Origin of the sequence: Pseudomonas sp. PS01299 (genome assembly GCF_029960145.1) — a bacterium.
In the GTDB taxonomy this organism is placed as follows: Bacteria; Pseudomonadota; Gammaproteobacteria; order Pseudomonadales; family Pseudomonadaceae; genus Aquipseudomonas; species Aquipseudomonas putida_A.
Genome location: NZ_JASCPO010000224.1, coordinates 1 through 9519, shown reverse-complemented (window position 1 = coordinate 9519; position 9519 = coordinate 1). Strand labels below are relative to the sequence as shown.

Below are 9519 nucleotides of genomic sequence, written 5' to 3'. Positions count from 1 at the left end.
CGCGAATGCGGTGGGTCATCCAATCATTCATTGACTGACATACCGCATTCGCGAGCAAGCCCGCTCCCACAGGGAATCTCCATCTGGCCTGCCATTGTGGGCATATCCATCAGCGACACGCGCTTTTGCTTGTTCTTGCTGCTCGCAGCATGGTGCTCGTAGCTCGTTTGCCAAAACGCGCCATCCTTGTAGGGCAATCCCTACCCCCAACCTTCCATCCGGCTGAGGCAATTCTCTCCTGCGCCCCGATTTGCGTGGCTGGCGCCAGCCACTAGGCTTAATCCACAGCAGTTACCAATAACAAAGGTGTGGGTATGAGCCAGGTCGATTCAAACGCAGGGGCCAGTGACGTGCTGGTCAGCTTTCGTGGAGTGCAGAAGAGCTACGACGGCGAGAACCTGATCGTCAAAGACCTCAACCTGGACATTCGCAAAGGCGAGTTCCTGACCCTGCTCGGGCCGTCCGGCTCGGGCAAGACCACCAGTCTGATGATGCTCGCCGGGTTCGAAACCCCGACCGCTGGCGAAATCCTCCTGGCCGGCCGTGCAATCAACAACGTGCCGCCGCACAAGCGCGACATCGGCATGGTGTTCCAGAACTACGCGCTGTTCCCGCACATGACCGTGGCCGAGAATCTGGCCTTCCCGCTGACCGTACGTGGTCTGAACAAGAGCGACGTCAGCGACAAGGTCAAGAAAGTCCTGAGCATGGTCCAGCTCGACGCCTTCGCTTCGCGTTATCCGGCGCAACTCTCCGGCGGTCAGCAACAGCGTGTGGCGCTGGCCCGGGCGCTGGTGTTCGAACCGCAACTGGTGCTGATGGACGAACCGCTGGGCGCACTCGACAAGCAACTGCGCGAACACATGCAGATGGAGATCAAGCACCTGCACCAGCGCCTCGGCGTGACCGTGGTCTACGTGACCCACGACCAGGGTGAAGCCCTGACCATGTCCGACCGCGTCGCCGTGTTCCATCAGGGCGAGATCCAGCAGATCGCCCCGCCGCGTACCCTCTACGAAGAACCGAAAAACACTTTCGTCGCCAACTTCATCGGCGAGAACAACCGCCTCAACGGCCGACTGCTCAGCCAGAGCGGCGAGCGTTGCGTGGTCGAGTTGGGCCGGGGCGAGAAGGTCGAGGCGCTGGCGGTCAACGTCGGCCAGGCCGGCGAACCGGTGACCCTGTCGATCCGCCCGGAGCGCGTCAGCCTCAATGGTTCGAGCGACCAATGCGTCAACCGCTTCTCAGGGAGGGTGGCGGAATTCATCTATCTGGGCGACCACGTCCGGGTGCGCCTGGAAGTCTGCGGCAAGACCGACTTCTTCGTGAAACAGCCGATTGCCGAGCTCGATCCAGCGCTCGCGGTCGGCGACGTGGTTCCGCTTGGCTGGCAGGTCGAGCACGTTCGCGCACTCGATCCTCTTCTAGAGGCGCACTAAGCGCCCCGGCAATACCAACACCAACCCTGCACGTGGAGAGAACAATAAATGTTGAGATCCCTGAAGTTCACCGCCCTGACCCTGGGCCTGATGGGTGCGGCCAGCGCTATGGCCGCCGGTCCCGATCTGACTGTGGTGTCGTTTGGCGGGGCGAACAAGGCGGCGCAAGTCAAAGCCTTCTACGCACCGTGGGAAGCGGCGGGCAACGGCAAGATCGTTGCCGGCGAGTACAACGGCGAAATGGCCAAGGTCAAAGCCATGGTCGACACCAAGAGCGTGTCGTGGGATCTGGTGGAAGTTGAATCGCCAGAGCTGTCCCGTGGTTGCGATGAAGACATGTTCGAACAGCTCGACCCGGCGCTGTTCGGCAAGACTGAAGACTACGTCAAAGGCGCGATTCAGCCATGCGGCGTGGGCTTCTTCGTCTGGTCGACCGTGCTCGCGTACAACGCCGACAAGCTGAAAACCGCGCCAACCAGTTGGGCCGATTTCTGGGACACCAAGAAATTCCCGGGCAAGCGTGGCCTGCGCAAAGGCGCCAAGTACACCCTGGAATTCGCGCTGATGGCCGACGGTGTTGCACCGAAGGACGTTTATAAAGAGCTGGCGAGCAAGGGAGGGCAGGATCGCGCGTTCAAGAAACTCGATGAACTCAAGCCGAGCATTCAGTGGTGGGAAGCCGGCGCGCAACCACCGCAATACCTTGCTTCCGGTGACGTGGTCATGAGCTCGGCCTACAACGGTCGCATCGCCGCCGTGCAGAAAGAATCCAACCTGAAAGTGGTGTGGAATGGCGGCATCTACGACTTCGATGCGTGGGCCATCCCGAAAGGTCTGGACGCCAAGCGCGCCGAAGCGGCGAAGAAATTCATCGCCTACTCGGTTCAGCCGCAGCAACAGAAGACCTACTCGGAAAACATCGCCTACGGCCCGGCCAACACTCAAGCCGTACCGCTGCTGAGCAAGGACGTGCTGAAAGACATGCCGACCACCCCGGAAAACATCGCCAACCAGGTGCAGATCGACGTCAGCTTCTGGGCTGACAACGGCGAGCAACTGGAGCAGCGCTTCAATTCCTGGGCTGCGAAATAACCACAGTCTGAAGGAAGACTTTGTGGCGAAGGAGCTTGTGTGGTGAGGGGATTTATCCCCGATGGGTTGCGAAGCAGCCCCCGAAGCCATACCCGCTCGGTGTGTCAGATAAACCGGATTCTCAGGTTTTACGACTGCTGCGCAGCCGATCGGGGATAAATCCCCTCGCCACAAAAACTCCTCTGAGACCTGTGGTGTTTCAACACAACAGAGGTGGTTCGCCACCTCTGTAACGATCAAAGATTTGCGGAGTACGTCATGGCCATCGCCGTTCCCCTGAACGAGGGCGCCAGCCCCACCTTGAAGCAGAAGCTCAAGCGCGCCGAGCGGGTCAACCGCTGGAAGGCTCAGGCGTTGATTGCGCCGCTGGTGCTGTTTCTGTTGCTGGTGTTTCTGGTGCCGATCGTGGCGCTGCTCTACAAAAGCGTCGGCAACCCGGAAGTGGTCGGCGGCATGCCGCGCACCGTGGCGGCCATCGCCAGTTGGGACGGCCGTGGCCTGCCCGCTGAACCGGTGTACAAAGCGGCCGGCGAAGATCTCGCCGAAGCCCGCAAAAACCAGACGCTGGGCGATCTGTCCAAGCGCTTGAACATGGAGTTGGCCGGCTATCGCAGCCTGCTGACCAAAACTGCCCGGGCGCTGCCCTTCGCCAGCGAACCGGCCTCCTATAAAGAAGCCCTCGAAGCGCTCGATGAGCGTTGGGGCGATCCGGCCTACTGGCAAGCGGTCAAACGCAACACCAGCAGCATCACGCCTTACTACCTGCTGGCGGCGGTGGATCACCGTATCGATGATCTCGGCGAACTGGCCCCGGCCACCCCGGATCAGGCGATCTACCTCGACATCTTCGCCCGCACGTTCTGGATGGGCCTGATCATCACCGTGATCTGTCTGTTCCTCGCCTATCCACTGGCCTACCTGCTGGCGAACCTGCCATCACGGCAGAGCAACCTGCTGATGATTCTGGTGCTGCTGCCGTTCTGGACCTCGATTCTGGTGCGGGTCGCGGCGTGGATCGTGTTGCTGCAATCGGGCGGGCTGATCAACAGCGCACTAATGGCGATGGGCATCATTGATAAGCCGCTGGAGCTGGTGTTCAACCGCACCGGGGTCTACATCTCGATGGTGCACATTCTGCTGCCGTTCATGATTCTGCCGATCTACAGCGTGATGAAAGGCATCTCGCCAACCTACATGCGCGCCGCCATCTCGTTGGGCTGCCATCCGTTCGCCAGTTTCTGGCGGGTGTATTTCCCGCAGACTTATGCCGGCGTCGGTGCCGGTTGCCTGTTGGTGTTCATCCTCGCCATCGGCTACTACATCACCCCGGCGCTGCTCGGCAGCCCGAACGATCAGATGGTCAGTTACTTCGTCGCGTTCTACACCAACACCAGCATCAACTGGGGCATGGCCACTGCACTGGGCGGCCTGTTGCTGCTGGCGACCGTGGTGCTTTATCTGATCTACAGCTGGCTGGTGGGCGCCAGTCGCCTGCGCCTGAGCTAAGGGGAATTTGAAATGCTGAGTCCTTACATGTCGCCCATCGAACGGGTGTGGTTCTACAGCTTGCGGATCCTCTGTGGCCTGATCCTGCTGTTCCTGATTCTGCCGGTACTGGTGATCGTGCCGCTGTCGTTCAACTCGGGCAGTTTCCTGGTGTATCCGCTACAGGGCTTTTCCCTGCACTGGTATCAGGACTTCTTCGCCTCGGCGGAATGGATGCGTTCGCTGAAGAACAGCATCATCGTCGCCCCCGCGGCCACGGTGCTGGCGATGGTCTTCGGTACCCTGGCCGCGATCGGCCTGACCCGTGGCGACTTCCCCGGCAAGGCGCTGGTGATGGCGCTGGTGATTTCGCCGATGGTGGTGCCGGTGGTGATCATTGGTGTGGCGAGTTATCTGTTCTTCGCACCGCTGGGACTGGGCAACAGCTTCTTCTCGTTGATCGTGGTGCACGCGGTGCTCGGTGTGCCGTTCGTGATCATCACCGTGTCGGCAACGTTGCAGGGGTTCAACCACAATCTGGTGCGGGCGGCGGCCAGCCTTGGCGCTTCGCCATTGACCACGTTCCGTCGGGTGACCCTGCCGTTAATTGCGCCGGGGGTGATTTCCGGGGCGCTGTTTGCCTTTGCCACTTCGTTCGATGAAGTAGTGGTGACGCTGTTCCTCGCCGGCCCCGAGCAAGCGACCTTGCCACGGCAGATGTTCAGCGGGATCCGCGAGAACCTCAGCCCGACGATTGCGGCGGCGGCCACCTTGCTGATCGCTTTTTCGGTGATTTTGTTACTGACGCTGGAATGGCTGCGCGGTCGTAGCGAGAAACTGCGTACCGCGCAGGTCTGACGCCCAGATCAAAAGCCACCCCCTCACCCCAGCCCTCTCCCCCAAGGTGGCGAGGGGGAAAGGGAGCAGATCTTCATGCTGTTCAGAATCTGAGTTCGACTCGGTATTGCACGTCGATGGACTTCGAGAGTGCAGCTCGGTCAGTCCCCTCTCCCTCCGGGAGAGGGTTAGGGTGAGGGGCTTTTGCTCTTGATTATTCACCAACTGAATACCAGACAACCCCAAACCCTCAGCTACGCTTGTGCTCAGCTCCCACATCTATAAGAGGCTGCGCACGATGAGTCTGTCCCAGTTCAAAATTGCTCACAAACTGATCACCGGCGCCGGGGCCATCGAGCAACTGGCGGCGGAGCTCACGCGGCTGGATATCGACAACCCGCTGATCGTCACCGACGCCGCGCTGGTCAAGTCCGGCACCGTGGAGCTGGCGCTGTGCCAATTGGGCGGGCGCGAGTACGAGATTTTTGATCGGGTGCTGCCGGACCCGGAAATCGCCATCGTCGAAGATTGCATGCGCGTGTATCGCGAGGGCGGGCATGACGGCTTGATCGGTCTCGGTGGCGGCAGTGCCATCGACATCGCCAAGAGTGTCGCCGCGTATGCCGGATACCACGGCGCGCTGGAAGACCTGTTCGGCGTCGATCAGGTGCCGCGCAAAGGCCCGCCGCTGATCGCCATCCCGACCACCGCCGGCACCGGCTCGGAAGTGACTAACGTCGCCATCCTCTCCGACAAGGTCGCGCAACTGAAGAAAGGCATCGTCAGCGACTACCTGTTGCCGGACGTGGCGCTGGTCAGCCCGCAAATGACCCTGACCTGCCCGCGCAGCGTCACCGCCGCCAGTGGTGTTGATGCGCTGGTGCATGCCATCGAATCCTATCTGTCGGTCAACGCTTCGCCGATCACCGATTCGCTGGCGCTCGGCGCAATCAGGTTGATTGCCAAGTCGCTGCCCAAGGCCTATGCCAATGGCGCCAATCTGCAGGCCCGTGAGGACATGGCCACCGCCAGCCTGATGGCCGGGATGGCGTTCGGCAATGCCGGAGTCGGCGCGGTGCATGCGTTGGCCTATCCGTTGGGCGGGCGCTTCAACATCGCCCATGGCGTGAGTAACGCGTTGTTGCTGCCGTATGTCATGACCTGGAACAAGATGGCCTGCGTCGAGCGCATGCAGGATATCGCCGAAGCCATGGGGGTGAAGACCGTTCATCTGAGCGCCACCGAGGCGGCGGACAAAGCCGTGCAGGCAATGACCGAACTGTGCGCGGCGGTGGAAATTCCGGCCGGGCTGCGCAGTTTTGGCGTTCCGCAAGAGGCGATCCCGGCCATGGCCGTGGAGGCCGCGGGAATCGAGCGTCTGATGCGCAACAACCCGCGCAAGCTCAGCGCTGCGGATATCGAGAAGATCTACCGAGCGGCGTACTGATCATCGCGGTCACGGTGCGCGCACGGAAACTTGAGGTATACAATGCGCGCCATCGTGATTTAGCTCAGAAAAGGTGCGTCATGCAGCCCTTCGTAATTGCTCCGTCGATTCTCTCCGCCGACTTCGCCCGCCTCGGCGAAGAAGTGGACAATGTTCTGGCCGCCGGTGCCGACTTCGTCCACTTCGATGTCATGGACAACCACTATGTGCCGAACCTGACCATCGGCCCGATGGTTTGCGCGGCACTGCGCAAGTACGGCATCACTGCGCCGATCGACGCACACCTGATGGTCAGCCCGGTGGATCGCATTGTCGGCGACTTCATTGAGGCCGGCGCCACTTACATCACCTTCCACCCGGAAGCCACGCTGCACGTCGATCGTTCGCTGCAACTGATCCGTGAAGGCGGCTGCAAATCCGGCCTGGTGTTCAACCCGGCGACCCCGCTGGACGTGCTCAAGTACGTGATCGACAAGGTCGACATGGTCTTGCTGATGAGCGTCAACCCGGGCTTCGGCGGGCAGAAGTTCATTCCTGGCACCCTCGACAAACTGCGCGAAGCGCGGGCGATCATCGATGCCTCGGGGCGTGACATCCGTCTGGAAATCGACGGCGGGGTCAACGTCAACAATATCCGTGAAATCGCGGCCGCTGGCGCTGACACCTTTGTGGCCGGTTCGGCGATCTTCAATGCACCGAACTATCAGGAAGTCATCGACAAGATGCGTTCCGAACTGGCGCTGGCGCGCCCATGAGCGGTTTTGAGCAGCTGTTCCCGGGGCAACTGCCACGGTTGGTGATGTTCGATCTGGATGGCACGTTGATCGACTCGGTTCCCGACCTGGCGGCGGCGGTGGACACCATGCTGCTCTCCCTCGGCCGCAAGCCTGCCGGTATCGAGGCGGTACGCGAGTGGGTCGGCAATGGCGCACCGGTGCTGGTGCGCCGGGCGCTGGCCGGTGGCATCGATCATTCGGCGGTGGATGACGTCGAGGCCGAGCACGCGCTGGAAGTGTTCATGGAGGCCTATGGCGCCAGTCATGAGCTGACCGTGGTCTATCCCGGCGTACGCGACACTCTCAAATGGCTGCACAAACAGGGCGTGGCCATGGCATTGATCACCAACAAGCCGGAGCGTTTTGTCGCGCCGCTGCTGGATCAGATGAAGATCGGCCGCTACTTCAAGTGGATCATCGGTGGCGATACGCTACCGCAAAAGAAACCCGACCCGGCGGCACTGTTCTTCGTGATGAAAATGGCCAACATCCCGGCCTCGCAATCGCTGTTCGTCGGCGATTCGCGCAGCGACGTGCTGGCGGCGAAAGCGGCGGGGGTCAAGTGCGTGGCGCTGAGCTACGGCTACAACCACGGTCGACCGATTGCCGAGGAATCCCCGGCACTGGTGATCGACGATCTGCGCAAGCTAATTCCCGGTTGCCTCGGTACAGCCGCTGAGATAACGTTGCCCGACGCTGCTCAATCCCATTCTGGAAACGCCATCGTGGTGGTCACCCGCAAACTCTGGATGAAAGTCATCAAGGCCCTGGCCCGCTGGCGTTGGCGCGCCTGACTGATGCCTGGCCGGCTTGCCGGCGCGTTTGCACACCTGACTGATTTGCCCCTCACACCACGAGGCACCCCATGATCCGCGAAGAATTCCTGCGCCTGGCCGCTGACGGCTACAACCGCATTCCGTTGGCCTGCGAAACCCTGGCCGACTTCGACACCCCGCTGTCGATCTACCTGAAACTGGCCGACCAGCCAAACTCCTACCTGCTCGAATCGGTGCAGGGCGGCGAGAAATGGGGTCGTTACTCGATCATCGGCCTGCCGTGCCGCACTGTGCTGCGGGTGCACGACCATCACGTGAGCATCACCGTCGATGGCGTCGAGACCGAAAGCCATGACGTCGAAGACCCGCTGGCTTTCGTCGAAACCTTCAAGGCCCGCTACAACGTGCCGACCATCGCCGGTCTGCCGCGTTTCAATGGGGGGCTGGTCGGCTACTTCGGTTACGACTGCGTGCGCTATGTCGAGAAACGTCTGGGCAAATGCCCGAACCCGGATCCACTGGGCGTGCCGGACATTCTGCTGATGGTTTCCGATGCAGTGGTGGTGTTCGACAACCTCGCCGGCAAGATGCACGCGATTGTTCTGGCCGACCCGGCGCAAGCCGATGCTTACGAGCAAGGCCAGGCGCAATTGCAGGCACTGCTGGAGAAACTGCGCCAGCCGATCACCCCGCGCCGTGGCCTGGATTTCAGCAAGCAACAAGCGGCTGATCCGCTGTTTCGCTCCAGTTTCACCCAGAGCGACTACGAAAAAGCCGTCGACACCATCAAGGAGTACATCCTCGCGGGCGATTGCATGCAGGTCGTGCCGTCGCAGCGCATGTCGATCGACTTCAAGGCGGCGCCGATCGATCTGTATCGTGCCCTGCGTTGCTTCAACCCGACGCCGTACATGTACTTCTTCAACTTCGGCGACTTCCACGTCGTCGGCAGTTCGCCGGAAGTGCTGGTGCGGGTCGAAGACAATTTGATCACCGTGCGCCCGATTGCCGGCACTCGTCCACGCGGAGCCACCGAAGAGGCGGATCTGGCGCTGGAAGAGGATCTGCTGTCGGACGACAAGGAGATCGCCGAGCACTTGATGCTGATCGATCTGGGTCGTAACGACACTGGCCGGGTTTCGGAAATCGGTTCGGTGAAGCTCACCGAGAAAATGGTCATCGAGCGTTATTCCAACGTGATGCACATCGTCTCCAACGTCACCGGCCAGTTGAAGGCCGGGCTGACCGCGATGGACGCGCTGCGGGCGATTCTGCCGGCGGGCACCTTGTCCGGCGCGCCGAAGATCCGTGCGATGGAAATCATCGACGAACTGGAGCCGGTCAAGCGTGGCGTATATGGCGGTGCGGTCGGTTACTTCGCCTGGAACGGCAACATGGACACCGCGATTGCGATTCGTACCGCGGTGATCAAAAACGGCGAACTGCACGTGCAGGCCGGTGGCGGTATTGTTGCCGACTCGGTGCCGGCGCTGGAATGGGAAGAAACCCTGAACAAACGCCGCGCGATGTTCCGCGCCGTGGCCCTGGCTGAGCAGACTCCGGAAAGCTGAGTCCACACAATCCCCCTGTGGGAGCGGGCTTGCTCGCGAATACGGGCTGGCATTCAAAATGGATGTCGGCTGATACACCGCTTTCGCGAGCAAGCC

General features: G+C 61.2%; 8 protein-coding genes. All 8 read left to right on the top strand.

Annotation, left to right across the window (positions count from 1 at the left end; all coding sequences use genetic code 11):
* Nucleotides 1-314 precede the first annotated feature (314 nt).
* Nucleotides 315-1439, top strand: a complete 1125-nt coding sequence (locus QMX91_RS25675; RefSeq protein ID WP_095137407.1) for an ABC transporter ATP-binding protein — start codon at nt 315-317, stop codon at nt 1437-1439.
* Nucleotides 1440-1487: 48 nt separating this feature from the next.
* Complete coding sequence (locus tag QMX91_RS25670; protein WP_027610727.1) at nt 1488-2531, top strand: ABC transporter substrate-binding protein; 1044 nt, start codon at nt 1488-1490, stop codon at nt 2529-2531.
* A 258-nt stretch (nt 2532-2789) separates the two neighbouring features.
* Complete coding sequence (locus tag QMX91_RS25665) at nt 2790-4037, top strand: ABC transporter permease (protein ID WP_098965898.1); 1248 nt, start codon at nt 2790-2792, stop codon at nt 4035-4037.
* A 12-nt stretch (nt 4038-4049) separates the two neighbouring features.
* Nucleotides 4050-4874 carry an ABC transporter permease gene (locus QMX91_RS25660; protein ID WP_041070101.1) on the top strand — a complete coding sequence of 275 codons (825 nt, stop codon included), beginning with the start codon at nt 4050-4052 and terminating at the stop codon, nt 4872-4874.
* Between the two features lie 277 nt (nt 4875-5151).
* A complete protein-coding gene (locus QMX91_RS25655) occupies nt 5152-6300 on the top strand; it encodes an iron-containing alcohol dehydrogenase (RefSeq protein WP_098965896.1) in 1149 nt (382 codons plus the stop codon).
* Nucleotides 6301-6380: 80 nt separating this feature from the next.
* Nucleotides 6381-7055 carry a ribulose-phosphate 3-epimerase gene (gene rpe, locus QMX91_RS25650; RefSeq protein WP_003228808.1) on the top strand — a complete coding sequence of 225 codons (675 nt, stop codon included), beginning with the start codon at nt 6381-6383 and terminating at the stop codon, nt 7053-7055.
* On the top strand, nt 7052-7870 hold the full coding sequence (locus QMX91_RS25645) for a phosphoglycolate phosphatase (RefSeq protein WP_095137402.1): 819 nt from the start codon (nt 7052-7054) through the stop codon (nt 7868-7870). The genes rpe and QMX91_RS25645 overlap by 4 nt, the downstream gene beginning before the upstream one ends.
* 71 nt (nt 7871-7941) lie before the next feature.
* Nucleotides 7942-9423 (top strand): anthranilate synthase component I, encoded by a 1482-nt coding sequence (gene trpE, locus QMX91_RS25640; protein ID WP_098965895.1) that lies wholly within the window; start codon nt 7942-7944, stop codon nt 9421-9423.
* Nucleotides 9424-9519 lie beyond the last annotated feature (96 nt).